This is a genomic window from Owariibacterium komagatae (genome assembly GCF_045865535.1).
Lineage (GTDB): Bacteria > Bacillota > Clostridia > Oscillospirales > Ruminococcaceae > Ruthenibacterium > Ruthenibacterium komagatae.
This window is the reverse complement of record NZ_AP031406.1, coordinates 3,457,703-3,481,527: the sequence shown is the minus strand read 5'-3', so window position 1 is coordinate 3,481,527 and position 23,825 is coordinate 3,457,703. Positions and strand designations below refer to the sequence as shown.

The 23,825-nt window shown below is 51.1% G+C and carries 23 protein-coding genes; 9 read left to right on the top strand and 14 right to left on the bottom strand.

The genetic code is table 11. The features are described 5' to 3' along the window. Positions 1 to 8: 8 nt before the first annotated feature. From uvrC to pepT, 8 genes are all read right to left on the bottom strand, one after another. Positions 9 to 1,835: an excinuclease ABC subunit UvrC gene (gene uvrC, locus ACKTS9_RS17385; protein ID WP_407881923.1), complete on the bottom strand. Its 1,827-nt coding sequence runs from the start codon at positions 1,833 to 1,835 to the stop codon at positions 9 to 11. A gap of 73 nt (positions 1,836 to 1,908) precedes the next feature. Continuing rightward, positions 1,909 to 2,172, bottom strand: a complete 264-nt coding sequence (locus ACKTS9_RS17380) for an HPr family phosphocarrier protein (protein WP_009324587.1) — start codon at positions 2,170 to 2,172, stop codon at positions 1,909 to 1,911. A 203-nt stretch (positions 2,173 to 2,375) separates the two neighbouring features. Beyond that, on the bottom strand, positions 2,376 to 3,098 hold the full coding sequence (trmD, locus tag ACKTS9_RS17375) for a tRNA (guanosine(37)-N1)-methyltransferase TrmD (protein WP_349215270.1): 723 nt from the start codon (positions 3,096 to 3,098) through the stop codon (positions 2,376 to 2,378). Next, positions 3,088 to 3,621: a ribosome maturation factor RimM gene (gene rimM / locus ACKTS9_RS17370; RefSeq protein WP_407881920.1), complete on the bottom strand. Its 534-nt coding sequence runs from the start codon at positions 3,619 to 3,621 to the stop codon at positions 3,088 to 3,090. Before rimM ends, trmD begins: the two co-directional genes overlap by 11 nt. Before the next feature lie 13 nt (positions 3,622 to 3,634). After that, positions 3,635 to 4,285 (bottom strand): pentapeptide repeat-containing protein, encoded by a 651-nt coding sequence (locus tag ACKTS9_RS17365; protein WP_407881918.1) that lies wholly within the window; start codon positions 4,283 to 4,285, stop codon positions 3,635 to 3,637. A 61-nt stretch (positions 4,286 to 4,346) separates the two neighbouring features. After that, positions 4,347 to 4,496 (bottom strand): hypothetical protein, encoded by a 150-nt coding sequence (locus ACKTS9_RS17360; RefSeq protein WP_349215267.1) that lies wholly within the window; start codon positions 4,494 to 4,496, stop codon positions 4,347 to 4,349. Between the two features lie 70 nt (positions 4,497 to 4,566). Continuing rightward, entirely contained in the window at positions 4,567 to 5,100 is a 534-nt protein-coding gene (locus ACKTS9_RS17355) for an inorganic diphosphatase (protein ID WP_349215266.1), read from the bottom strand. 5 nt (positions 5,101 to 5,105) lie between these two features. Next, the gene (gene pepT, locus ACKTS9_RS17350; RefSeq protein WP_349215265.1) at positions 5,106 to 6,338 is read right to left on the bottom strand and encodes a peptidase T; all 1,233 of its coding nucleotides are present in this window, start codon (positions 6,336 to 6,338) and stop codon (positions 5,106 to 5,108) included. Positions 6,339 to 6,506: 168 nt separating this feature from the next. On the opposite strand from pepT, the gene ACKTS9_RS17345 reads away from it, so the two are divergent. The 9 genes from ACKTS9_RS17345 to ACKTS9_RS17305 all read left to right on the top strand — a co-directional run bounded on the left by ACKTS9_RS17345 (position 6,507) and on the right by ACKTS9_RS17305 (position 17,526). Then, positions 6,507 to 8,966, top strand: coding sequence for an LTA synthase family protein (locus tag ACKTS9_RS17345; RefSeq protein ID WP_407881915.1), 2,460 nt, complete (start codon positions 6,507 to 6,509; stop codon positions 8,964 to 8,966). Between the two features lie 96 nt (positions 8,967 to 9,062). Further along, a complete protein-coding gene (locus tag ACKTS9_RS17340) occupies positions 9,063 to 10,109 on the top strand; it encodes a polysaccharide biosynthesis protein (RefSeq protein ID WP_349215263.1) in 1,047 nt (348 codons plus the stop codon). Then, the gene (locus ACKTS9_RS17335; protein WP_349215262.1) at positions 10,099 to 11,235 is read left to right on the top strand and encodes an NAD-dependent epimerase/dehydratase family protein; all 1,137 of its coding nucleotides are present in this window, start codon (positions 10,099 to 10,101) and stop codon (positions 11,233 to 11,235) included. The genes ACKTS9_RS17340 and ACKTS9_RS17335 overlap by 11 nt, the downstream gene beginning before the upstream one ends. 14 nt (positions 11,236 to 11,249) lie before the next feature. Beyond that, the gene (wecB, locus tag ACKTS9_RS17330) at positions 11,250 to 12,377 is read left to right on the top strand and encodes a non-hydrolyzing UDP-N-acetylglucosamine 2-epimerase (RefSeq protein WP_349215261.1); all 1,128 of its coding nucleotides are present in this window, start codon (positions 11,250 to 11,252) and stop codon (positions 12,375 to 12,377) included. A gap of 34 nt (positions 12,378 to 12,411) precedes the next feature. After that, positions 12,412 to 13,644: a glycosyltransferase family 4 protein gene (locus ACKTS9_RS17325; RefSeq protein WP_349215260.1), complete on the top strand. Its 1,233-nt coding sequence runs from the start codon at positions 12,412 to 12,414 to the stop codon at positions 13,642 to 13,644. Then, positions 13,641 to 14,369, top strand: coding sequence for a glycosyltransferase family 2 protein (locus tag ACKTS9_RS17320; protein WP_349215259.1), 729 nt, complete (start codon positions 13,641 to 13,643; stop codon positions 14,367 to 14,369). Before ACKTS9_RS17325 ends, ACKTS9_RS17320 begins: the two co-directional genes overlap by 4 nt. Next, a complete protein-coding gene (locus tag ACKTS9_RS17315) occupies positions 14,366 to 14,767 on the top strand; it encodes a DUF2304 domain-containing protein (protein WP_349215258.1) in 402 nt (133 codons plus the stop codon). The genes ACKTS9_RS17320 and ACKTS9_RS17315 overlap by 4 nt, the downstream gene beginning before the upstream one ends. A 38-nt stretch (positions 14,768 to 14,805) precedes the next feature. Further along, positions 14,806 to 16,281 (top strand): MBOAT family O-acyltransferase, encoded by a 1,476-nt coding sequence (locus tag ACKTS9_RS17310; RefSeq protein WP_349215257.1) that lies wholly within the window; start codon positions 14,806 to 14,808, stop codon positions 16,279 to 16,281. Between the two features lie 15 nt (positions 16,282 to 16,296). Continuing rightward, positions 16,297 to 17,526: a hypothetical protein gene (locus tag ACKTS9_RS17305; RefSeq protein WP_407881910.1), complete on the top strand. Its 1,230-nt coding sequence runs from the start codon at positions 16,297 to 16,299 to the stop codon at positions 17,524 to 17,526. A gap of 51 nt (positions 17,527 to 17,577) precedes the next feature. Here ACKTS9_RS17305 and trxB read toward each other — a convergent pair whose 3' ends face one another. The 6 genes from trxB to murD form a co-directional block, all read right to left on the bottom strand. Beyond that, a complete protein-coding gene (gene trxB / locus ACKTS9_RS17300) occupies positions 17,578 to 18,504 on the bottom strand; it encodes a thioredoxin-disulfide reductase (RefSeq protein WP_349215255.1) in 927 nt (308 codons plus the stop codon). Positions 18,505 to 18,517: 13 nt separating this feature from the next. Next, complete coding sequence (locus ACKTS9_RS17295) at positions 18,518 to 18,832, bottom strand: thioredoxin family protein (protein WP_349215254.1); 315 nt, start codon at positions 18,830 to 18,832, stop codon at positions 18,518 to 18,520. A 132-nt stretch (positions 18,833 to 18,964) separates the two neighbouring features. Then, on the bottom strand, positions 18,965 to 20,362 hold the full coding sequence (gene cysS, locus ACKTS9_RS17290; RefSeq protein ID WP_349215253.1) for a cysteine--tRNA ligase: 1,398 nt from the start codon (positions 20,360 to 20,362) through the stop codon (positions 18,965 to 18,967). Between the two features lie 12 nt (positions 20,363 to 20,374). Continuing rightward, complete coding sequence (locus tag ACKTS9_RS17285) at positions 20,375 to 21,655, bottom strand: aminotransferase class I/II-fold pyridoxal phosphate-dependent enzyme (protein WP_349215252.1); 1,281 nt, start codon at positions 21,653 to 21,655, stop codon at positions 20,375 to 20,377. Between the two features lie 11 nt (positions 21,656 to 21,666). Then, positions 21,667 to 22,392 (bottom strand): GNAT family N-acetyltransferase, encoded by a 726-nt coding sequence (locus ACKTS9_RS17280; RefSeq protein ID WP_407881906.1) that lies wholly within the window; start codon positions 22,390 to 22,392, stop codon positions 21,667 to 21,669. After that, on the bottom strand, positions 22,389 to 23,783 hold the full coding sequence (murD, locus tag ACKTS9_RS17275) for a UDP-N-acetylmuramoyl-L-alanine--D-glutamate ligase (RefSeq protein WP_407881903.1): 1,395 nt from the start codon (positions 23,781 to 23,783) through the stop codon (positions 22,389 to 22,391). The genes ACKTS9_RS17280 and murD overlap by 4 nt, the downstream gene beginning before the upstream one ends. Positions 23,784 to 23,825 lie beyond the last annotated feature (42 nt).

Below are 23,825 nucleotides of genomic sequence, written 5' to 3'. Positions count from 1 at the left end.
GGCATTTGTCAAGTTTGGCGAAAGTAATCGTACACTGCCTTTGCAGCGCGTTTGGACACGCCTTTTGCCGCGCACAGCTCCTCATATTCCGCCTGTCGAACCGCCGTCACCGTTTTAAAATGGCTCAGCAGGGCCTTTGCCGTAGCAGGTCCTACTCCGGGCACATTCTGCAAAGTGGAAGCATAAGCGCGTCCTTTTTGGAGACGTTTGCGATAATCGTTGGCCCAGCGGTGCGTTTCGTCCTGAATAGACGTAATAAAGCTAAAAACACTTTTATGCATGGACAACTGGATTTCTTCCCCGTCTGGAGTGATAAGTCCCCGGGTCCTGTGGCGGTCATCCTTGACCATGCCGAACAAAGGCACCGCCGCCAAAGACGTATTTTCCAGCGCTTTTCGCACAGCGGAGATCTGACCCTTTCCGCCATCCAAAAGAATCAGATCCGGTTTGACCGCAAACTGTCCCCTACCGCCTTTTTCATATTCCGAAGCCCGTCGGCTAAGCGTTTCTGCCATGGACGCATAGTCGTCGTTCACAAACACCGTCTGCATCTTAAAGCGGCGATACCCTGCCTTTTTGGGTTTTCCGCCCTCAAACACCACCATTCCCGCCACGCTGGTCCCATCTCCCCAGTTGGAGATATCGTAGCTCTCGATCACCTGGGGCGGCTGACGCAGTCCCAGCAGCGCCGCTGTTTCATCCAGCAGCTTTTGTTCCCGGGCATAGCGCCCGCTCTCCCGTGCAAGGCGCTCAAAGGCGTTGGTGCGCGCCATCTCCACCAGCTTAGCCGTGTCGCCCCGGCGCGGCACATACAGCTGTACTTTGCTCCCCCTGGTTTCTTCCAGCAGACGACGAAGATCTTCCCATCCATCTGGCAGTTGATCCACTGCAATACTCTTGGGAATGAACTCGCTGTCCTCTAAATAGTAACGCGGCAAAAGCTCATTGCGTACCGCAGTCACATCTTGTGTGTCATGGAACAAAAACTCTCGCTTATCCACCAAACGTCCTTCCCGAAAACGGAGAATGGCAGCGCACACAGCGGTTGCGCTGGCCGCAAGTGCGAACACATCCTGCTCGTCCACACTGCTGCGCACCACTTTCTGCCCACGGCTGACCTTCTCTATGGCATTGATCTGGTCCCGGAGCATCGCCGCCCGCTCAAAGTCCAGCTTCTCTGCCGCCTCTTCCATGCGCTGGCGCAGAAGCTTCAAAATCTCCCCCTGGCCGTGCCGGATCAAGTGGAGCGCACCGTCCACCGCCTCTCCATACATCTCCCGGCTGATTTTTCCGGAACAAACCGCCATACACAACCCAATGTGCGCGTTCAGACACGGCCGTCCTTTCCCGATATCTTGCGGAAACTTTTTATTGCAGCGCGGCAGACGAAATACATTATTGGCGGTTTCCACCATTTCCCGCACCGCGAAACTGGAAGTGTACGGACCGATGTATTCTGCGCCATCGTCCTCTTTCTGCAAAACAGCCGAAATGCGGGGATATGCTTCTTTTGTCACTTTGACATAGCTATACCCCTTGTCATCTTTAAGAAGGATGTTGTACTTGGGTTTGTGCTGCTTGATCTGGCTGCACTCCAAAACCAGCGCCTCAAATTCGCTCTGGGTTACAATCACATCGAACTCATACGCATTGTGAATCATTTTCGTCACTTTTGCGTCATGAGGTACACCTTCACGAAAATACTGCGACACACGGGTACGCAATCGTTTCGCTTTGCCAATATAGATGATCTCACCCGCTTTATTGCGGATAATATAGACGCCCGGCAGCAAGGGAAGCATTTTCGCCTTCTGCCAAAGTTCATATTTTGTCATGCCTCGCCCGCCTTCCTGAAAAAGAAAATGCGCCGCCAATTACCAGGCAGCGCATTTTATGTTTCATCAAAATTTATTCGCTGAAACCGGAATTCACCAGTTTAATCAAGCCTTCAACAGCAGCCTGCTCGTCAGCGCCGTCAGCAATAATGCGAATCGTAGTACCGCCCACGATGCCCAAAGACAGAACACCCAGAAGGCTCTTTGCATTGACTCGACGCTCTTCCTTCTCCACCCAGATAGAAGATTTAAACTCATTAGCTTTCTGGATAAAGAAAGTAGCGGGACGTGCATGCAAGCCGACCTGATTCTCCACAGTTACTTCTTTCACAAACATAGCAAACGCTCCTTATCATGTATCTTGTGCCTTTGTCCTTATTGTATACCAAAAACTTTCAAAACGTCAATAATTTCGGACGCAATCCGATAATTTTTGCAACTATGCCTTTAAACGGGCTTACTCATCCGGCCGTGTTTGTGCATCTTCACCAGTTAGTTTTCAACAACATAGGCGAATTATACAATCGTTCTCTTGTTTCTTTATGAATTTTCGCCATTGACTTTTTTCTGATATTCCCGATACAAATCCGGCCTGCGCGACCGTGTTCGTTCCAGGGCCTGTTCTTTTCGCCATTTCGCAATATTTTCGTGATGGCCGGACAAAAGAACCGGCGGCACACTGCGCCCATTCCACTCTTCCGGGCGGCTGTACTGCGGATATTCCAAAAGCCCGCTGTAATAACTCTCTTCTTCATACCCTTCCGGACTGGAGAGGACACCCGGACACAAACGAAACACACTGTCGGCCACCACCAGTGCAGCCAACTCTCCGCCGGTGAGCACGTAGTCTCCAATGGAGATCTCCTCATCTGCCAACGCTTCGATGACACGCTCATCAATCCCCTCATAATGGCCACATACCAGCAAAAGACTGTCGTACGTTGCCAGACGCTTGCAATGTTCTTCGTTCCACGGCTGCCCTGCCGCTGTCAAAAACACCACATGGGGCCTCGCATGTCCCGCCTGTTCCACCTGCCGGATCACATCCTGGCAGCAGTCGTAAATGGGCTGCGCCTGCATGATCATGCCATGACCGCCTCCATAAGGGTAGTCATCTACCTGTTTTTGACGATTCAGCGTATAATCGCGTATCTGGTGGGCACAAAACTCAATGTGACCGCGTCGGCGCGCACGTCCGATGATGCTTTCACTCATCACCCGTTCACACATTTCCGGAAAGAGTGTCGCAACGTCAATCCTCATCGTCGTTTCCTCCGCCGGACGTAAACATCCCCGCAATCGGCCGCACAGTGATAAAGCCCTCTTCCGGTTTCAATTCCCCCAAAAACTCCTTCACTGCCGGGAACAGGAATACCTCCCCCTGCTCATTCCTCACCTCGTACACATCGCTGGCTGCAGGATGTGTGACATCCGTCACTGTGCCGTACTCCTGTTTCGTATCCGCATCCAGCACCTTGCATCCAATGATATCCTGCACAAAAAAACGCCCTTCCGGCAGCTGTACATCCACTCGCGAAAAATAGGCAATTTTCCGAACAAGCGCACGTGCTGCATCCATCGAATCCACGCCTTCCAATTTAACAAGGCACATTCCTTTATGGACGCGAGCTGATAAAACCTTTTGCTCTTTTTCCCCGTTTCGTCCCAGAAAAAGACGCGGAAGCTGCGTAATAAAGTCCGCATCATCGCACCAGGGATACAATTTCAATTCTCCCATTACGCCGTGCGTGGTGACAAACTCTCCCGCCTCAAGATACTCTTTCATTGTTCTCCTCCATTCAGGATTTAATCACAACACCCAAAAGTTTTGCCAAATCACAGGCCTGCAGCGCCGTGACGATTGCTCCCCGCACCTCTGGGCCTTCCAAGCGAATCCCATCAATCTCGCAGCTGGTGAGATCTATCCCGTTGAGCGATGTCCTGAAGAAATCCACCGCACGCAGGTCGCAGCGTTCAAAGCAAAAACTCGACTTCTTTCCCAACGTAGAAAAAGACGCCTCCTGAAGATTACAATCTTCAAAAACAACATTTTTCAGACGGCTTTCCGGCAGCATCAGCCCATCAGCCGTGCAGTTTTGAAACAAAACATCCTGAAGAGACGCTCCTGCCAGATTTGCACCGGAAAATTTACAATTTACAAAACGTACGCGCTGCAATGTACTTTCCATCAGACGAAGGCCAGACAGTTCACACCGTTCAAACACCACGTCCCGGAGCCAGCTTTTGGACAGATGCGCCCCCGTCAGCCGGCAGCCCAAAAACGAACACGCTTTGTATTCTCCCTTTTCAAGCACCCATCCGGCAGCACTGCCCGTGCAGAAGCGATAAGCTTCCAGCGCACTTTCATCGCTTTGTGCCATACTCAGCGCCTCTTCCAGCGAAATGGCACTCTCCATCTGCAAAGGAAGAACCGGCTCTGCTATTCGCATTCGTGGTCTCCTCTCTTTCGCTCAAAAAAAGCCGGGCGCTTACCCGGCTTTTATGTTCACATCATTTTCTGTCCAAGCGCACACGAGGCATCACCGGACGCTTTGCAAGGATAAGCCCCACAACGCTGAACACAACTGCAGCAATACTGACCACAGCACTGACGATCCCCAAGATCAAACCAGTCAAACGAAAGGCTCCGCCATGTCTCATTTCAAAACGCTCCTCTTCCTTTATTTAATACAGTATACCCTGTTTTGAAGCAGAATGCAAGGACGAACGCTCAGCGGCAAAAGCGATTGATATATGCATCCAGACACTTCTGAATGATAGCACGTGCCTCATCCGGGCCCTGTTCTTCATCCACGACCGTTTCCTTACCTTCCAGATTTTTATAAACACTGAAGAAATGCCGCATTTCGGAGAAGATGTGGCTGGGGAGTTCCGAAATGTCGCGGTATCCATTGTACATGGGATCCTCGAAGGGAATGGCAATGATTTTTTCATCCAGTTTCCCCTGGTCACGCATGGTGATAACGCCGATCGGATAACACCGCACCAGGCTCAGAGGCGCGATGGTTTCACTGCAGAGGACCAGCACATCCAGCGGATCCCCGTCATCTGCATAGGTGCGGGGAATCAGGCCATAGTTGGCCGGATAATGTGTGGAAGTATACAAAATACGATCCAAAATGATATGGCCGGTTTCCTTATCCAACTCGTATTTCTTCTTGGAACCTTTTTCGATCTCGATGACCGCGATAAAATCATCCGGATTAATCCGGGCCGGACTGATGTCATGCCAAATGTTGGTCATACTGCTTATTCCTCCCCCAATGGTTTGCTGTAAATATTCACCAGATTCAAAAGAACGCCCACTGCTTTCTCCATGCTCTGCACGGTAATGCACTCATACGGGCCATGGAAATTATATCCACCGGTTCCAAGATTGGGGCACGGCAAACCCATATAGGAAAGCGTTGCGCCATCTGTACCGCCGCGGATCGGTTCCACACACGGTTCCACACCTGCATCGCGTGTAGCCTTTTTTGCATTTTCAATCAAATGCATGCAGGGTGCAATTTTTTCGGCCATATTGTAATAGCTGTCGTGCAGTTTCAAACGAATAACCGCTTTCGGGTACTTTTCGCTGAGCTTATCCGTAATTTCAACCAACAGGCGCTTGCGTGCCTCAAATTTTTCCCGGTCATGATCGCGCACAATATATCCCATGCGTGCATGCGCATCTGTCCCCGTCAAGCCATCCAGGTGGAAGAATCCCTGGTATCCATCCGTATGCGCAGGCGTCTCATCTGCCGGAAGCATACTGTTCAGTTCGCAAGCCACCAAGAGCGCATTGACCATCACATCCTTTGCGCTTCCCGGGTGCACGGATACCCCTTGGATCTCGATTTCCGCGCTGGCCGCATTGAAGTTTTCATACTCCACACCGCCCACAGCGCCGCCATCCATGGTATAAGCAAAATCCGCGCCGAAATGCTCCACATCAAACAAGGATGCTCCCTCTCCGATCTCCTCGTCCGGCGTAAAAGCCACGCACAATTTGCCATGAGGCAAATGATCCTGCTGAATTCGTTCACAAACCGTCAAAATCTCAGCAATACCCGCTTTATCATCCGCGCCAAGCAATGTGGAACCATCTGCGGTAATCAGCGTTTCCCCTTTGTGCTCCGCCAGAAACGGAAACTCGTCCACTTTTAATACTGTACCGCCGTGCGGAAGGGTCACGTCTGTTCCATCGTAATTTTCATGCAGCAGCGGGCAGACGTTTTCACCGGAAAAACCAGGTGCTGTATCCATGTGAGCCACCAACCCAAGCGCCGGTGCTTTTTCGCATCCCGCCGTTGCCGGAAGCGTTCCATACACATAGCCGTATTGATCCACATGCGCGTCTTTCAGGCCAAGTTCTTTCATCTCTTTCACCAGCATGTGTGCCAAATCCAGCTGGCGTTCGCTGGAAGGATGTGCACCCGACTGCGGATCACTGGTCGTATAAATTTTCACATATTCAAGAAGTCTTTCATATGCCTGCATAATCTCCCTCTTTTCTTTTCTGCTGCTATGATGGTATCAAAAAAAATGCGCCAGGTCAATGTGCCGCCGACGTACCTCCGGAAGATATTTTTCATATTGCTTTGCTCATTTCCGACAATTTGTGATAGAATAAAACATCATAATTGTTCTTTCGGAGGTCTTTATCCCATGCAACCATTGTTCCACCTTCACCTGACACGTAATCCCGTGCGAATCGCTTTTGCGATTCTGCTGACTGTTTTATGTGTCGGCGCATGTGTCTGGCTGTGCCTTTCGCCGGACATGCTTGCAGCCGCTGTGGACGAACTGGACACACAGGAAGACCTGGTTGAGGGCGGCGCTCCGGTCAGCCCTTATTTGTCAAAAAATTTCACACTTGAATACGAGTTCACCGTCCCGGACGAGCAGCCCTATCTGGAAGAGGTCGGCGTCTGCCTGGCGCCGGACAGCACGGACCCCAACGATGACTGGCCTCAGTATACAATGACCCTTTCCCGCGAAGACGAGGTTCTGGCTTCCGAGGTCCTCGATTTGCAGGCGCATTTTTCCGTAGGAGAATACTGGCATTACTACTTCCTGACAGTAGAACAGCTTTTGCAGCCCGATGTCACCTACACGCTGAGCATTTCCTGTGACGCTTACTATACCGGAAACACTCCAGGTATGCGTGTTTCCGTTCATCCCGTCGAAGAGGGAGAGTTCTCTTGTTTTGAAACGGATGACGGAGCCTTTGCTGCTGATTTTTCCATCACTACTGCTTCTCTTGACTACTCCCTCTACTATTTGCCGCTTATCCTCATGGCCATCGCATGGATCGTGGCAATGTTCAGTCTGCTGGGCGATATCATCTGGTGCGGGCGCAGACCTTCTTTGATTGTCATGATTCTGTTCAATGGTGTTCTGTGCGCCTTTTTCGCACTGTGCGCCGTGGAGAACCTGAACAATTCGGGCGGAATTTTTTACATGGATCCCGCTCCGATTCTGGTCAATCTGATCACCTATATTTGCCTGTACCTTTTGCTGTATGCCCCCACCGGCTCTCCTTTCTTCAGTATCTGTTTTGTCAGTGTTTTGCTCACCGTTGGAAGTGTAGTCAACTATTTCACACTGCGCTTTCGCGGTACGCCTGTCATGCCGACCGACCTTTTTGCAGCCACCACTGCAGCAAACGTGATGGGACAATATGAAATCGGACCGGACCCGGTTCTTCTCTGGTCCGGTGCAATGACGCTGTGTGTTTGTGCCATTGCCTATATGGTAGCGGGCCGTCCTATCACACGAAAAGCCTTTCTTCATGCAGGAATGCGCCTGGCAGGGCTGGGCGGTTCTCTCGCATTTCTGATGATCCTGAACACTACGGGCGGATGCATTGCCCTTCAGGTCCCCACCAACGCCTGGGATCCTACTTCTGCCAACCAGCAAAACGGATTTGTGGTGCATTTTGTTGAGAATGCCCGTTCAATGTTTCTCTCAAAGCCCGATGGGTATTCTTCGGCCCGAATTGAAGAAATCTCATCCCGCTATGATGCAACCAGCGAAACGGATCAAATGCCGAACATTATTTTTATCATGAACGAATCGCTGGCGGATTTTGAGGCGAACGGCGAACTTCTCACCAGTCAGCCGATTCTTCCCTATCTGCACAGTCTGTCCGGTCAGTCCAATGCTTTGACCGGGTATGTACAGATTCCGGCATCCGGCGGCGGGACAAGCACCTCTGAATTCCAGGCGCTCACCGGAATCAGCGACCGGGATTATTACGCCACTGCCCCTTACGCCACCCACGTACTGCGCGAAACGCCGTCTCTCCCCAGTGTCCTGAGCGAACTGGGCTATACGTCCATTGCTGCTCATCCTGCGCAGGCCGGAAACTGGAACCGTGACCGTGCCTACGAGCGTCTGGGTTTTGACGAGTTCTATGATATTTCCAAACTGCGCGGACTCGTCAATCTGCGCGGACTTGCCACCGACAGCAGTTTTTACACCTCGCTGGAAGAACTAGCCCAGCAAACCAGCGAACCGTTGTTTTTGTTTGCTGTCACAATTCAAAACCATGGCGGCTATGACTATGAGGACTTTGATGAGCCCATTCGGATTCTCTCGCCTGCCGGTGACTACCCTCTGGCAACGCAATATCTGAATCTTGCGCGGCTCAGCGATGACGCTTTCCAGGAGTTGACATCGTACTACAGCGAAGTGGACGAGCCGACTTTGATCGTAATGTTCGGCGATCATTTCCCTGCAATCGAAACCGACTTTATATACGATGTCTGCTCTGATGAACCCAACTCCTCTTTGCCGACTCACCTCACTCCTTACGTAGTTTGGGCCAATTACGACCTGGAAAAAGAAAATCTTCCTGAAGACGGAGAGATTATTTCTGTTTCCTTCCTTCAGTCGGTGTTGATGGACGCTGCCGGCCTTCCCAAGACCGGATGGCAGCAATTTTTGAGTGATGTAATGGACGAATATCCCGTAGTCTCCAAGTTTGGAACACTGGATGCGCAGGGTGAACTGGTAGATGACTCACTGGACATTCCTCTTCTGCAGGATTACAGCTGTCTTCAGTACAATTTGCTGAGTTCTTCCCGCTCCAGGGCGAAAGCTTTTTTCAGCTTTACTGAATAACGGTCAAGCCCTTGGAATGAAGGGTTCTTTATGTTACAATAATACAGATTGCACTGGTATTTTCCAAAATCCGCATATCATTATGGAGGGTTCTCAATGGATTCAACGTATTTTAAAGATAAGGTCTTGCTCATTACCGGCGGCACCGGTTCTTTCGGCAATACTGTTTTAAAGCATTTTTTGCAAAGTGACATCCGGGAGATCCGCATTTTTTCCCGCGACGAAAAGAAGCAGGATGATATGCGGCACGACTACCAGCTCAAATACCCGGAGCTGGCCGGTAAGATCAAATTTTATATTGGCGATGTGCGTGAACCCCGCAGCCTGACCAGCGTTATGCGCGGAGTGGATTTCATGTTCCATGCCGCCGCCCTGAAGCAGGTGCCAAGCTGTGAGTTCTTCCCCATGGAAGCAGTGCGCACCAACATCATCGGAACGGACAACGTACTGACGGCCGCTATTGAAGCCGGTGTAAAAAAAGTAGTTTGTCTTTCCACGGACAAGGCCGCTTATCCCATCAACGCCATGGGCATCTCCAAAGCGATGATGGAAAAAGTAATTGGGGCCAAGGCCCGCACCGTCAAAGCGGAAGATACGACTATCTGCTGCACCCGGTATGGCAACGTTATGGCCAGCCGCGGAAGTGTCATTCCTCTGTTTGTGGAGCAAATCAAAGCAGGCAAGCCCATTACCATCACCGATCCGGATATGACACGGTTCCTGATGAGTTTGGATGAGGCCGTGGACTTGGTGGGCTTTGCCTTTGCCCATGCGAATCCTGGTGATTTGTTCGTACAGAAGAGCCCTGCCTCCACCATCGGCGATCTGGCCAAAGCAGTTCAAAAGTTGTTCGGTGACACGGGCACACGCATTATCGGAACACGTCATGGTGAGAAATTGTACGAGACTCTGCTGACGCGGGAAGAGCGCGTTCGCAGCGAGGACATGGGCGGTTATTACCGCGTGTGCGCAGATGGCCGCGATTTGAATTACGATAAATATTTTGTAGAGGGCAAGGTCCATACGCAGGCGGACGATGAATACACCAGTCACAACACGCGCCGTCTGAGTGTAGATGAAGTAGTGGACAAGCTTTTGACGCTGGATTACATCAAAGAGGAGCTGAATAACTTTGAGCACTGAGGCGCGCTGCATCCTGATTACCGGCTCCGGCGGATTTGTGGGAAAAAACCTGGTGGCCGAACTGCGTAATCGCGGTTATGAAAATTTGCTGCTGTTCGATTTGGACACGCCGAAGGAAATGCTGGCGGAATATGCACGGCAGGCGCAGTTTGTTTTTCATCTGGCCGGCGTCAATCGTCCCAAAGACCCCAGTGAATTTTATTCCGGGAACCGGGGCCTGACAGAGGAGCTTCTGCATCTTCTGGCTCAGGCCGGCAATCAGGCGCCGGTTCTGATCACATCCTCCATTCAGGCAGAGCTGGACAACGATTACGGCAAATCCAAGCGTGAGGCGGAGGAACTTCTCTTTGCCCATGAACGCGCCACTGGTGCGCCGGCACTGGTGTATCGTCTGCCTGGCGTATTCGGGAAGTGGTGCCGCCCCTCTTACAACAGTGTGGTAGCCACCTTCTGCTATAACATTGCACATGGTCTTCCCATTGAGGTACGTGATCCCGCCTATTCCCTGCCTTTGGTTTATATCGATGATGTTGTTCACACCTTTATCTCTGCTATGGAAGAGGGCGCGGTCCGGGATCGTGCGATTCCCGGTTTCTGTCATTTGACCTGCGATGTTTACACGGTAACGCTGGGGCGTTTGGCAGAACAGATCGAACAATTCCGCGACAGCCGCAAAACGCTTGCGGTTCCCGATATGGGAGACGCTTTTTCCCGTAAGTTGTATGCGACTTATCTTTCTTACCTTCCCGAAGACAGCTTTTCCTACCCGCTTGCGATGCATTGTGACGAACGCGGAAGTTTCACCGAGTTTCTTCGCACTCCGGAACGCGGCCAGGTCAGCGTAAACATTTCGCGGCCGGGCATCGTAAAGGGGAACCACTGGCATCACACCAAAAATGAAAAATTCCTTGTGGTCAAAGGGCAGGGCATTATTCGCTTCCGGAAAATCGGCACAGACAAGGTGCTCTCCTACCCTGTCTCCGGTGAAAAACTGGAAGTTGTGGATATTCCCACCGGTTATACACACAACATCGAAAATGTGGGCGACGGAGAGATGGTCACTGTAATGTGGGCTAACGAGCCCTTTGATCCTCAGCATCCCGACACCTTTTTTGAAAAAGTATAAGGAGCGCTTTTCCCATGGAGAAAATGAAAGTTATGACGATTCTCGGTACACGGCCGGAAATTATCCGTCTGTCCGAGGTCATCAAATGCTGCGATAAATACTTCCAGCATATTTTGGTCCACACCGGCCAGAACTGGGACCCCAACCTGAATGATATCTTTTTTTCGGATCTTCAGCTGCGGCAGCCTGATTACTACTTGAACGCAGTCGGCAAAGACCTGGGCGAGACCATGGGCAACATCATCGCCAAAAGTTATGAGCTGCTGGCCAAAGAAAAGCCTGAGGCAGTGCTCGTTCTGGGCGACACCAACTCTGCGTTGGCGGCCATCAGCGCAAAACGCCTGAAAATCCCCATTTTCCACATGGAGGCCGGCAATCGCTGCTGGGACTGGAATGTTTCGGAAATGATCAACCGCAAAATTGTAGACCATATTTCCGATATCAATCTTCCTTATACGGAACACAGCCGCCGTTATCTGCTGAGTGAAGGAATTGACGGAAAGACCATTTTTGTCACCGGAAGCCCCATGCGTGAGGTTCTTAATGCGCACCGGGCAACCATCGAGCGCAGCGATGTCCTTGAGCGTCTGAATCTGGAAAAAGGCAAGTACATTCTTCTGTCTGCGCACCGCGAAGAAAACATCGACAATGAAGAAAACTTCATGAGCCTGATGAACGCGGTTAATAACATTGCCGAAAAATACGGTATGCCCATCATTTATTCCTGTCACCCCCGCTCTAAAAAATACATTGAACAACGGCATTTTCAATTTCATCCCCTGGTGCAGGAGATGAAGCCTTTTGGGTTTATGGATTACAATAAGCTTCAGATGAACGCCTATTGTGTTCTTTCCGACTCCGGCACGCTCAGCGAAGAAAGCGCCATGCTGGGATTTGCCGGCGTTTTGATCCGTACTTCTACCGAGCGGCCTGAAGTTTTGGATAAAGGCAGTGTGGTCATCGGCGGCATCAAAGGGCACGACGTGGAACAGGCTATGAACTTGGCCGTTGCCATGCGTGACGCCAACGAGCCCTATGTGATGGCAGAAGACTACGCGGATACCAACGTCAGCATCAAAGTGGTGAAATTGATTCAAAGTTATGCCAAAATCGTCAACGAGACGGTTTGGTTGAAACACTGAGGCAAATTTTTGCTTTTCAGAAAGGGGCTTGTGTTTGCCGAAACGCATTCTGGTGGTCAGTCAGCATTACTGGCCTGAAAATTTTCGCATTGCCGACATCTGCCGTGGATTTACGGAAGATCAGATTGAAGTGGATGTGCTGTGCGGTTTGCCCAATTACCCCAAAGGGGAATGGTTCGACGGATACCGCTATTCCGGACCACGCCGTCAAACACACGATGGCGTGGAAATATTCCGTGCCGGTGAAATTCGACGCAAAGGCAACACTTCTGTGCGGATTTTTCTCAATTATATCTCCTATCCCCTCACGGCAGTTCTGAATCTTCCACGACTGCATGGCCGGAAATACGATGCCGTTTTCTGTTACGAAACAAGCCCTGTTTTGATGCTGTTTCCTGCAATTTTATACGCAAAACTTCATCGTTTGCCGCTCACCTGCTACGTGCTGGATCTCTGGCCGGAAAATCTGTACTCGGTTCTTCCTGTTCACAATCGTCTTCTTCGGACCATCGCCGAAAAAGTATCCCATTGGCATTATCGCCGCTGTGAAAAACTGATTGCGATGTCCCCGGCATTGGAAGAAAAGCTGCGGGCAGTTGCCCCTCGTGCCCAATTGACAACCATTCCCCAGTATTGTGAAGATTTATACGCCCGTGACGTCTTTGACGCCAATTTGGAGAAGCGTTTCAAGGGGCGCTTCAACGTGCTGTTTGCCGGAAACATCAGCCCGGCACAGGATCTGGGGCTTCTGGTGCAATGTGCGGAAAAACTGAGACAGGACAAGCGAGCCGATATTCATTTCATCATCGTAGGAGATGGAATGAGCCGCACGAACCTGGAAGAGGAAATTCGCGGGAAAGACCTTTCTTCTTATTTTACATTTGAAGGGCAGCATCCTGTAACGGATATCCCTGCATATCACACCATGGCAGATGCACTTTTTGCCGCTCTTGCCAAAAGCGACGAGCTGGGACTGACCGTCCCCGCCAAAATCACCAGCTATATGGCTGCCGGACGGCCCTGCCTGGTGGCCGTGGACGGAGAGGCATCCCGGGTGGTGGATGAGGCTGGCTGCGGTTTGACCAGTCCGGCTGGTGATGCACATGCTCTGTATCAAAATCTTCTGGCTCTGGCGGCAATGTCTCCGGAACAGCGAACAGCAATGGGGCAGGCCGGCCGTGCCTATTTTGAACAGCATTTTCGCCGTTCAAAACTGCTCAAAAAATTAGAGCAGTTTATTTTCGATTCGAACGAGGTGACACCTTGAGGGTTCTTGTAATTATCCCCTGTTACAACGAAGAGGCCAACATTGAACGGGTGGTCGCGCGGCTGACGCGCGTCACCGCAGATCTCCCCTACGTGGTAGATTACGTGATCGTGAACGACTGTTCCACAGACCGAAGTGCCGAAATCTGTCAGGAACATAACTTCTCTTATCTTTCTCTCCCAATCAATCTGGGAATTGGCGGCGGCGTGCAAAGCGGTTACATGTACGCCCGGTATCATGACTATGACATCACAGTCCAACTGGATGGAGACGGACAGCACGACCCCGCCTATCTGGACGCTGTAATCAGCCCCGTTGCACAAGGCCGCCTGGACATGTGTGTCGGAAGCCGCTTCATCACCAAAGAAGGATTTCAAACCAGCTTCATGCGTCGGTTTGGAATCAATATCCTCAGTTTCATGATTCGCGTTCTATGCGGTGTGCGTGTACTGGATACAACCAGCGGATTTCGGGCGTGCAGCCGGGAACTGACCGCTTATTTTGCCGATCATTATGCGCAGGATTATCCGGAACCCGAAGCAATCATTTCGGCGGTTCTGAATGGCTACCGTGTGGGGGAAGTCCCTGTCATTATGCAGGAACGCATGGGCGGCACGTCTTCCATCAGTCCGTTCAAGTCCATTTATTATATGCTGAAAGTTGGTCTTGCTTTGGTCGTATTTCGTCTGACCAGCAACCGCAAAGAAAGAGGTGACCGCCTGTGAACAATGCCGGACTGAGCCTTTTTTTGCGCGTGGACCTGGTCGTGGGCGTTCTGCTCTATCTGGGTGTGATTCTTTGGCTTTTGAAAAAGAACAAACTCACGGTCCGCTATTCCATCATTTGGTTTATGAGCGGATTTGTTTTGCTGCTTTTCGCCCTGTTCCCCTACATCGTGCTGGTCTTGCGGGATCTGCTTCATGTGGAAATGGCCGTCAATCTGGTTTTCATGATCGTACTGGCCTTTGTTCTGCTGATTCTGCTGAGTCTGTCCAGCGTTGTTTCCGGTTTTTCGGAAAAAATCAAGCGTCTTTCACAACACAACGCGCTGCTGGAGCATCGTGTGCGCGAGTTGGAGCGGAAACTGGAGGAACTTTCGAAAGATTCTGATTCTGTGAACTGACGTCTCTCTGCATTCTATTGGAAACGGAGTTTTGCTGCATGAATTTTATTTCCCTGGCATTTATTTTATTTTTGCTTGGGGCCTGTCTTGCCTACTTTGTTCTTCCAAAAGCTGCCCGCACCGGGGGGCTTTTGATTTGCAGCTATCTTTTCTATCTTTATGATCCGTCCAATGCAACCTTTTTGCCGGTACTTTTATCCGCTACATTGATTACTTTTGGAACCGGACTTTTACTTGAACGCCTGCAAAAACCTCTTTGGCGCCGTCTTTGCCTTGCGTTCAGCGCCGTTTCCTGTATGGGTGTTCTTGCTTTTTACAAATACTTTTCCTTTTTGGGAGAAAGCCTTTCCGAACTGGTTTCCCTGTTCGGCGGCAACCTGCATGTTCCCGCGTTCAGCCTGGCGGTACCGCTGGGTATCAGCTATTTCACATTTGCCGCGCTGGGCTATGTGATCGATGTTTACCGCGGTGCTCCGGCGGAACACAATCTTTTCGACTACGCCTTGTTTGTCAGCTTTTTCCCCTGCATGATGACCGGCCCCATCTGCCGTGCCGGACGCATGCTGCCTCAGTTCCGGGCAGAACACGCATTTGACTACAACCGCGTAACTGGCGGTATGTTCCGAATTTTATGGGGCTTTTTTAAAAAACTGGTTTTGGCCGATACCATTGGCGGAATGGTGAGCACGGTTTATTCCAATCTTCATTACGCCGATTATACCGGTCCGGTTCTTTTGATTGCCAGCCTTTTATTCAGTTATCAGCTGTACTGTGATTTTTCGGCCTGTACCGACATCGCCATCGGCATCGGGGCAATTTTCGGCATAGATGTCATGGAAAACTTCCGCCGTCCTCTCGCCAGCACAAGCTTTATCGAGTTGTGGCGCCGCTGGCATATCAGCCTCACAAGCTGGTTCCGGGACTATCTTTATATCCCTTTGGGAGGGAATCGAAAAGGAAAACTGCGGCAGTATTTGAATCAGATCATTGTGTTTCTGGTCAGCGGCCTGTGGCATGGCGCTTCCCTCGCCTATTTGGTCTGGGGACTGCTGAACGGGCTGTATCTGTGTGTGGGCAAAGCAACACAGACACTGCGCCGCCGGGCGGAAGTGTACAACCCTCTTTATCGATTTGCTCCGATCCGCAAATGTATCCAGATCTGCATTACTTATCTGCTGTTCACAAGCTGCATCGTCTTTTTTGCCGTAGGTGCATACAGCGGTGGCGTGCTGACCGAAGCGCTGTACGTTTACAGCCATTTGTTTACCGGATGGGACCTTCTGGCCGCTGTTCCTTCTACGCTTGTCACACTGGGCTTTGACCGGAACGCCACGCTGGTACTCTTATTTGGCTTTATCCTGGTGGAAGGATTGGAATGTTTCCAAATGCCGATTCAATCTCTGATCCGTAAAATTCCGCTGCCGCTTCGCTGGCCTTTGTATTATGCGCTGGTTCTGCTGATTGTCTTTTTTGGCGCCTTTGGTCAGTCCTCTTTCATTTATCAACAGTACTAAGGAGGGCTGCCCGAAATGAAATCTTTTTTTAAAACAACTTTCAGTCGTCTGTTTTCCGGTATACGTCTTCTGCTTGGCGCGTTGGCATTCCTTCCCATCGTCTTTTATGTAATTTGGGTCAATTACACAGTCGACTGTTCAGGCACCTTTCAGGGAGATCAGTATCTTCGTGAAGTTGCCAATATGCTGCTTTCCGGGCAGGATGTTGTCGGCTACGAGCAGTTAAATGAACGACAGCGTGACGTGATGGAGCTGATCGTCAATCAGATGGAAACCGCTCCTGACACCATTGTTCTCGGCTCCAGCCGTATTATGCAAATGAACACGGAAATTGCGCAAACAGAAAGCTTGTTCAACTGCGCTCTGACTGGTGCAGACTGGTATGATCTGCTGGGTACCTTTTATCTGTTTGACCGGCTGGATAAACTGCCGCAGACGGTGATTATCGGGTTTGATCCATGGTATTTGGATACCAGCCCGGACTCCACAGATGCACGCAGCAACAAGCAGCTTTATGCAGAATTTCTGTCTACGCGACTGGGTATCCCCACCGAGTATGAGGAACAGGACCCCAATGAAAAATGGCAGGCTCTCTATTCTCTAAGCTATTTTCAGGGGAATATTGCTTATATGATGGAGTCAAAAGACGGGGTTAAAAAGCCGCAGCCCGCGGAAGGCGATGTATTCCATCAAACCACAGAGGTAAAGCGCTCCGACGGAAGTCTTTTATATTCTTATGATTACCGCAACCGCGACCAGTCGGATGTAGACATGGACGCCCTTGGTCAGACGGGAAATTTCTTCCGGATGGAAGAGTATGAAAAACCGGATTCAGAACGTCTGGAAATTCTTGAAAAATTTCTCGTCTATCTTCAGGAACGCGATATCAATGTCATTCTGGTTCTGACGCCGTATCACCCAATTGTGTACGACAATGCATTGGAAAAATCCGATCACTATACAGGCTTTTTCGCCACGGAACCAGCCTTGCACCGGCTTGCGGATAAGCTGGAAATCCCCATTTATGGAAGCTACAATCCCTATGCCATTCCCAATACCACCAGCGCAGATTTTTTCGACGGGATTCATGTGCGCGGCGAATGCATTGCCAGCTATTTTCCCGGTGTTCCCCAGGCATTGGAAAACATGGCCAATCATGTGGATGTAAGTTTGGATTACGAAACCACCGCTGAGCAGGCAGAGCTGCGCGACAGCGGTCTCGATGAGGACTCCAGCCTTGTGTAACGATTGAACGAAAAAAAGAGGATCTCGCTTTGTAAGCGAGATCCTCTTTTTTTATCCGTTGTTCTCCAAAAACTCCTGTGCATACTTAATCGCTACTGCGCCATCCCCGACTGCGGTAACCACCTGCCGCAGCGGCTTGGTGCGTACATCTCCCACGGCATACACACCCGGAATATTGGTTCGGGTCGTTTCATCGGCCAGAATATACCCTTGTTCATCCAAATTCAATTGATCCCGCACCAGTTCGGTATTGGGAATGCGCCCGATCGCCACAAACAGACCGTCCACGGACAGTTCTTTCTGCTGTCCGCTCTGTGTATCTTCCAGAGAGAGTCCTCGCAGTTTTTCTTCGCCCACGAGTCCAATAATCTTCTGATTCCAGACAAACTCAATGTTCTCTGCCTGCTCCAGCATCGTGTGATAACTTTTCATTGCACGCAAATGATCACGCCGGTGTACCAGGTACACCTTTTTGCACAACTTGGACAGAACCAGTGCGTCTTCTGCTGCAGAATTTCCTCCGCCTGCTACCGCCACGATTTTATCCCGGTAAAACATTCCATCACAAGTGGCGCAATATGCCACGCCGCGTCCCTGAAATGCATCTTCTTCGGGCAAACCGATTTTTCGGGGAGCCGCGCCTGTGGCAATTACAACCGTGCCCGCCAAAATTTCCCCTTCGCTGGTTCTGATTCGCTTCGGCTGCTCGTTTAAAAAGAGCTGGGTCACTTCAGCATACAGCGTCTGTGCGCCGAAACGCTCAGCACCACGCTGCATTTGCTGGCCCAATTCAAACCCGTCGATTCCTTCGTCAAAACCCGGATAGTTGTCGATCCAGCTGGTTGTAGCCATCTGGCCGCCCGCAGACAATTTTTCGATTACCAGCGCACTTAATCCCGCTCGCACCGCGTACAACGCTGCCGTGTAGCCGCCAGGGCCGCCCCCAACCACTACCACATCATATTTTTTCACGTCCATATTGTTCTTCCTCTCAATGCTGTTTCAGCCAATCCTGAATCTGCGCCTGTGAACCCGGGGCTACCAACGGCTGTCCCTGTTTTCCGTTCTGGAACAAAAGCAGCGTTGGAATCGTATCGACCTGATATTTCTGCGCAAGTTCCGGCGCCTCGTCAATATTCACTTTCACAATCTGTGGCACATCTGGCTGTCCGTCCATGCGCTCCAGCACCGGAGCGATTCGACGGCAATACACGCACCAAGGTGCCCAAAAATCCACCAAAATCGGCTGCTGCGCCGTTAAAACGATTTGTTCAAAATCTTTTCCTGTTGCAGATTGGATTGCCATACTCACCGTCTCCTTTTCGTTTTGCTTTATTGTATGATTCTATTTTTATTATATCCCGTAAAAAGAAATTCTCCGTGACAAAATCACAAAACAAAAGCCAGCGTATTTCTAACGCTGGCTTTTGTATCAAAATCATTTTGCACGACTGACCTTCGGTCCCTTGGGTGTATCTTCCACCACATAGCCCTGCTCCGTCAGCTGCGCGCGAATGGCGTCGGCCTTCGCCCAGTCCTTGGCCTTTTTGGCCTGTGCACGCTGCTCCACCAGATCCAGAATTTCCTGCGGAATTTCGTCCTTTTTACGGTTGTACAAAATACCCAGGACTCCGGTCAGCTCATCAAAGGTTTTCGCGGCCTGTTCCAGTGCCTCCCGGCTGGACTCGCCGGACAGCGTATTGATCTCACGCACAAAATCAAACAGCGCGCCCAGCGCGGCAGGCGTATTCAAATCGTCATCCATCGCCGCACAGAATTTCTCTTTGGCGCCGACGGCTTTCTCTTTCAGTGTCTCGTCCTTGCCGTGAGCATTTTCCAGAGCAAAATCCAGATTCTCCCGGCAGGTGTACAAACGCTGCAGACTCGTCTTGCAATCGGCCAGCAATTCAGCCGTATAGTTCAGCGGGCTACGGTAATGACCCGTCAGCATAAAATAGCGAATAGGTTCATAACCATACACCTCGCTGAGCTCGCGCACCGTAAAGAAATTATTGGCACTTTTGGACATTTTGTGGTTGTCAATGTTCAAAAAGCCGTTGTGCATCCAATAATTCGCAAAGGTGCAGCCATTGGCACACTCAGACTGTGCAATCTCATTTTCGTGATGCGGGAAGATCAGATCCTCGCCGCCCGCGTGAATGTCAATGGTATTGCCCAGATGAGTCCGCGCCATGGCGCTGCACTCAATATGCCAGCCGGGCCGCCCCTTGCCGTAAGGGCTGTCCCAATAGGGCTCTCCGGGCTTGGCTGCTTTCCAGATTGCAAAATCCGCAGGATCTTCTTTTAAATCATCATCCATCTGATGGCGCAGCTCCCGGTTGCCGGATTCAAGGTCTTCCAAATTCAGATGGCACAATTTGCCGTAATCCTGATCTGATTTCACGCGGAAATATACGTCTCCGTTTTTTGCAACATAGGCATGGCCGCTCTCAATCAAATCCGACACAATGGACAAAATCTGTTGAATATGCTCTGTGGCGCGGGGACGCACCGTGGGCGTCAGCACATTCAGGCCTTCGCAATCTTTGATAAATTCGGCCTCATACTTGCGTGCCACTTCCTGCATGGAAACGCCTTCCTCGCCGGCTCGTTTGATCAGCTTATCATCGATATCCGTAATGTTGGACACAAATTTCACTTCATTGCCCCGGTACATCAAGTAGCGGCGCAGCGTATCAAACACGCACACAGGCCGCGCATTCCCAATATGAATGAAATTGTATACCGTGGGACCGCACACATAAATGCGGTACTCCCCTTCATGAAGCGGTTTCAGTTCCTCTTTTGTACGGGTCAGGGTATTGAATACTTTCATGTTCCTTCTCCTTTATCGTTCCTGTTTTTCGCCAGTTTTTCCCAGCTTCAGCATCCGGTCGGCCCCCAGCATCACACCAGCCCGGCTGGCGTGAAAATTGATTCCGCCCTGCATGTATACGGTATACGGCGGCCGAACCGGTCCGTCGGCGGAAAGTTCGATGCTGGAGCCCATGGTAAAGGCACCAGCCGCCATAATGACCTGGTCCTCATAACCCGGCATATCCCCCGGCAAGGGAGCCGCATAACTGTCGACCGGGCTGCCCGCCTGCACGCCGCCGCACAAAGCGATCATCCCTTCCGGTGAATGCGTCTCCACGCTGGTAATGATATCATTTCGATCCTCTTTATATCCCGGCGTAGCCTGATAGCCCAGAACTTCAAACAGACAGCTGGCATAGACGCTTGTTTTGAGCGCGTCGCACACCACACCAGGTGCATAATACAAACCTAAGTACAATTCTCTCAACACATCCAGTGTACATCCGATCTCGCCGCCGGTTCCGGGCGCACTCAGGCGATGTGCACAGCTTTCCACCAGATCTTTTCTGCCTGCGATGTAACCGCCTGTGGGAGCAATGCCGCCGCCCGGATTTTTAATCAGGCTTCCGGCCATCAGGTCCGCTCCGCGCTGGGTCGGCTCCTGCATCTGCGTAAATTCGCCATAGCAGTTGTCCACCATCACAATGATCTCTGGGTTGGCGCGTTTTGCTGCCCTGCTGATGGCCTCGATCTGATCAAGACTCAGCGCACCGCGCGCCGCATATCCCCGGCTGCGCTGGATATAACACATTTTTGCGTTTTTACATTTTTCTTCAATGCCTGCAAGATCCGGCTGGCTGTTCGCCAGAAGGGGAACTTCATCGTAGTGAACGCCCCATTCTTTCAGACTTCCGTATCCTTCTCCCTCAAGCCCGATCACACCCAAGAGCGTATCGTAGGGGCGGCCGGTTGCCGCCACCATCGTATCACCCGGCCGAAGAACGCCAAACAATGCCACCGTAAGCGTATGTGTGCCCGACATAAAGTTGTAGCGAAACAGCGACGCCTCCGCCCCCACAACTTTGGCAAACACCTCTTCCAATTTGATTCGGCCCGCATCGTCGTATCCATAACCGGTAGTTCCCACCAGATGGTGCGCGCCGACACCGCAGTCCGTAAACGCCCGCAGCATTTTCAGCTGATTGTATTCCTTGATTTTTTCCAGACGTGCAAACGGCTCTGTACAAAGCTCCAGTGTTTTTTGATCCGCCTGAAGCAGCTCAGGCGACAAATCGTAAAACTGTTCGATCATAAAAATTTCATTCACTCCGTTTTTCTGCTCTGCTGAATTTTCTGTTCTTCCACAAACCCCAAACGTTTATAAAATGGCCGCAGCTCCGATGCGCAAACCAGAAAAACCTGTTTTCCGGCCGCAGCCTGTTCTTGAGCAAGTGACACCGTCAAATAAGAAGCACAACCCCTTCCCCGATGTTTCTTTGCAGTGACCACGCCGGCCAAATACGCCTGATCTTCTGTCTGGGCAAAAATCCCCGCAATCGCTGCGTACTCCCCATTGTGCTTCAGCGCCATCATTTCACCGCCGCATTTATTTCTGCGGGCACAAGCCTGTGCAGCCCAAAAATCCGGCGGTGTATCCGTCACATCTGGCGTAATGCACACATGGGCAGCCTGATACATACTCGGCTCCCGCTCCAAAACATATCCGTCCGGTTTTATCGGCAACAACGTTCTCGTCTGATAACGCATGATCCACTGCTCCTGCGCTTCAAAACCTCCCGGGACCCAGTCGGATGACTGAAGACAGAGCACATTCTGAAAGCGAAGGAACATTTCCAGTTCCGGCCGATCTGTCACCTCACCATAGAGCATTGCGAAACCGCCGCGCAGCAAAAGCACCGCTTTTTCCTCTATCAGAAAAAACTGCTCCTGCCCCTGGGCATCCCACGCCGCACGCATCTCGGCCGCAAAGAACGGCGCCTGCTTTAAAACCGTCAGAAGCTTGTTTCGGTCTTCTATCCGTTCAATCAAAGGGCGTTTACCAATTCTTTGTAGTGACGGCCGCGCACCTCAAAATTCGGATAGCAGTCAAAAGACGCACAGGCCGGTGACAGAGAAACAATGTCACCCGGTTTCGCCTCTTCATAGGCCATGTGAACCGCCTGCTCCATGTCAGCAGCGCGCCGGATCACGAGACCGCTTTCCGCATATCCCGGATCGGCTTTCACGGCTGCCTCGATCTTGTCCGCCGTGGCACCGGTCAGGATCAGCACTTTTACATGGGCGATCAGTTCAGGCGCCAAAGGGGCAAAACTAATGCCTTTATCCGAACCGCCGGCAATGATAATCAGCTTCTGATCAAAAGCGCGCAGACCTGCAATAACGCGCGTAGGACTGGTGGCAATGGAATCATTGAACCATTGAACCCCATTCAAGGTACGAACCGGTTCAATGCGATGCTCTACGCCCCTGAAGGTACGGGCTATATATGCCATATCGGCTACATCCACCAAGCCCCAGACAGCGGTCATAGCTGCCAGAAGATTCTCCAGATTATGCTCTCCGCGAAGGCCCACATCCTCTTTCCGGACAATGGGTGTCACACGTCCGTTTTCCGCCATGCACAGCATGCCATCCTCCCGCAGGAAACCGCCGTTGTCCACCACGGAAAAGCGGGTAAACCATTTGCAGGTTCCCTTTACATCCGCAGCCATGGCCCGGGTCACGTCATTCTCATATCCCAAAACCGCTTTGCCCGCTTCGTTCTGGTACAGCAGGATATTGCGCTTCGCATCGATATACTCCTGCATGTCCTTATGGTGGTCCAGATGATTGGGCGTCACGTTTGTGACCACCGCAATCTCCGGCGATTGACGCATACTGATCAGCTGGAAACTGGACAGTTCCACAACGGCAAAGTCTTCCGGCTGAATTTTTTCCACCACCGGCAGCAGCGCACGCCCCAGGTTTCCGCCCAAATGCACCGTATAACCAGCTTTTTTCAGCATCTCCGCAATCAACGTCGTGGTGGTGGTCTTTCCGTCCGAACCGGTCACTGCAATTTTTTTGCAGGGGCACAACTGGAAAAACAATTCCATCTCGCTGGTCACGCAGGCACCGTTCTGCGCCGCCTGCTGCAGTTCCGGTGTATAAAATTCAAAACCGGGCGTGCGCATGATCATGTCCTGACCTTTCAGGCCTTCCAGATACCCTTCTCCCAAAGAAAGGCGCACTCCAAGCTGTTCCAAAACAGGCCCAAACGCTCCAAATGCATCCAAATTCGGCTTCTTATCGCACAAAGTTACCTGTGCACCGGCTTTTGCAAACAACTCGATGCATTCCCGATGGCTCACACCCGCTCCAATAAAAGCTACTTTTTTCCCTTTTAAGTCCTTGTAGAACTGCGTAATCGCTTCACTCATACGAAAACAGCACTCCTTCATCCCATAAGTAGTTATAGTATA

Excerpts from the sequence above, each read along its gene's own strand:
- uvrC (WP_407881923.1), bottom strand. The coding sequence starts at position 1,835 with ATGACAAAATATGAACTTTGGCAGAAGGCGAAAATGCTTCCCTTGCTG.
- ACKTS9_RS17380 (WP_009324587.1), bottom strand. The coding sequence starts at position 2,172 with ATGTTTGTGAAAGAAGTAACTGTGGAGAATCAGGTCGGCTTGCATGCA.
- trmD (WP_349215270.1), bottom strand. The coding sequence starts at position 3,098 with ATGAGGATTGACGTTGCGACACTCTTTCCGGAAATGTGTGAACGGGTG.
- rimM (WP_407881920.1), bottom strand. The coding sequence starts at position 3,621 with ATGAAAGAGTATCTTGAGGCGGGAGAGTTTGTCACCACGCACGGCGTA.
- ACKTS9_RS17365 (WP_407881918.1), bottom strand. The coding sequence starts at position 4,285 with ATGCGAATAGCAGAGCCGGTTCTTCCTTTGCAGATGGAGAGTGCCATT.
- ACKTS9_RS17360 (WP_349215267.1), bottom strand. The coding sequence starts at position 4,496 with ATGAGACATGGCGGAGCCTTTCGTTTGACTGGTTTGATCTTGGGGATC.
- ACKTS9_RS17355 (WP_349215266.1), bottom strand. The coding sequence starts at position 5,100 with ATGACCAACATTTGGCATGACATCAGTCCGGCCCGGATTAATCCGGAT.
- pepT (WP_349215265.1), bottom strand. The coding sequence starts at position 6,338 with ATGCAGGCATATGAAAGACTTCTTGAATATGTGAAAATTTATACGACC.
- ACKTS9_RS17345 (WP_407881915.1), top strand. The coding sequence starts at position 6,507 with ATGCAACCATTGTTCCACCTTCACCTGACACGTAATCCCGTGCGAATC.
- ACKTS9_RS17340 (WP_349215263.1), top strand. The coding sequence starts at position 9,063 with ATGGATTCAACGTATTTTAAAGATAAGGTCTTGCTCATTACCGGCGGC.
- wecB (WP_349215261.1), top strand. The coding sequence starts at position 11,250 with ATGGAGAAAATGAAAGTTATGACGATTCTCGGTACACGGCCGGAAATT.
- ACKTS9_RS17310 (WP_349215257.1), top strand. The coding sequence starts at position 14,806 with ATGAATTTTATTTCCCTGGCATTTATTTTATTTTTGCTTGGGGCCTGT.
- ACKTS9_RS17305 (WP_407881910.1), top strand. The coding sequence starts at position 16,297 with ATGAAATCTTTTTTTAAAACAACTTTCAGTCGTCTGTTTTCCGGTATA.
- trxB (WP_349215255.1), bottom strand. The coding sequence starts at position 18,504 with ATGGACGTGAAAAAATATGATGTGGTAGTGGTTGGGGGCGGCCCTGGC.
- ACKTS9_RS17295 (WP_349215254.1), bottom strand. The coding sequence starts at position 18,832 with ATGGCAATCCAATCTGCAACAGGAAAAGATTTTGAACAAATCGTTTTA.
- cysS (WP_349215253.1), bottom strand. The coding sequence starts at position 20,362 with ATGAAAGTATTCAATACCCTGACCCGTACAAAAGAGGAACTGAAACCG.
- ACKTS9_RS17285 (WP_349215252.1), bottom strand. The coding sequence starts at position 21,655 with ATGATCGAACAGTTTTACGATTTGTCGCCTGAGCTGCTTCAGGCGGAT.
- murD (WP_407881903.1), bottom strand. The coding sequence starts at position 23,783 with ATGAGTGAAGCGATTACGCAGTTCTACAAGGACTTAAAAGGGAAAAAA.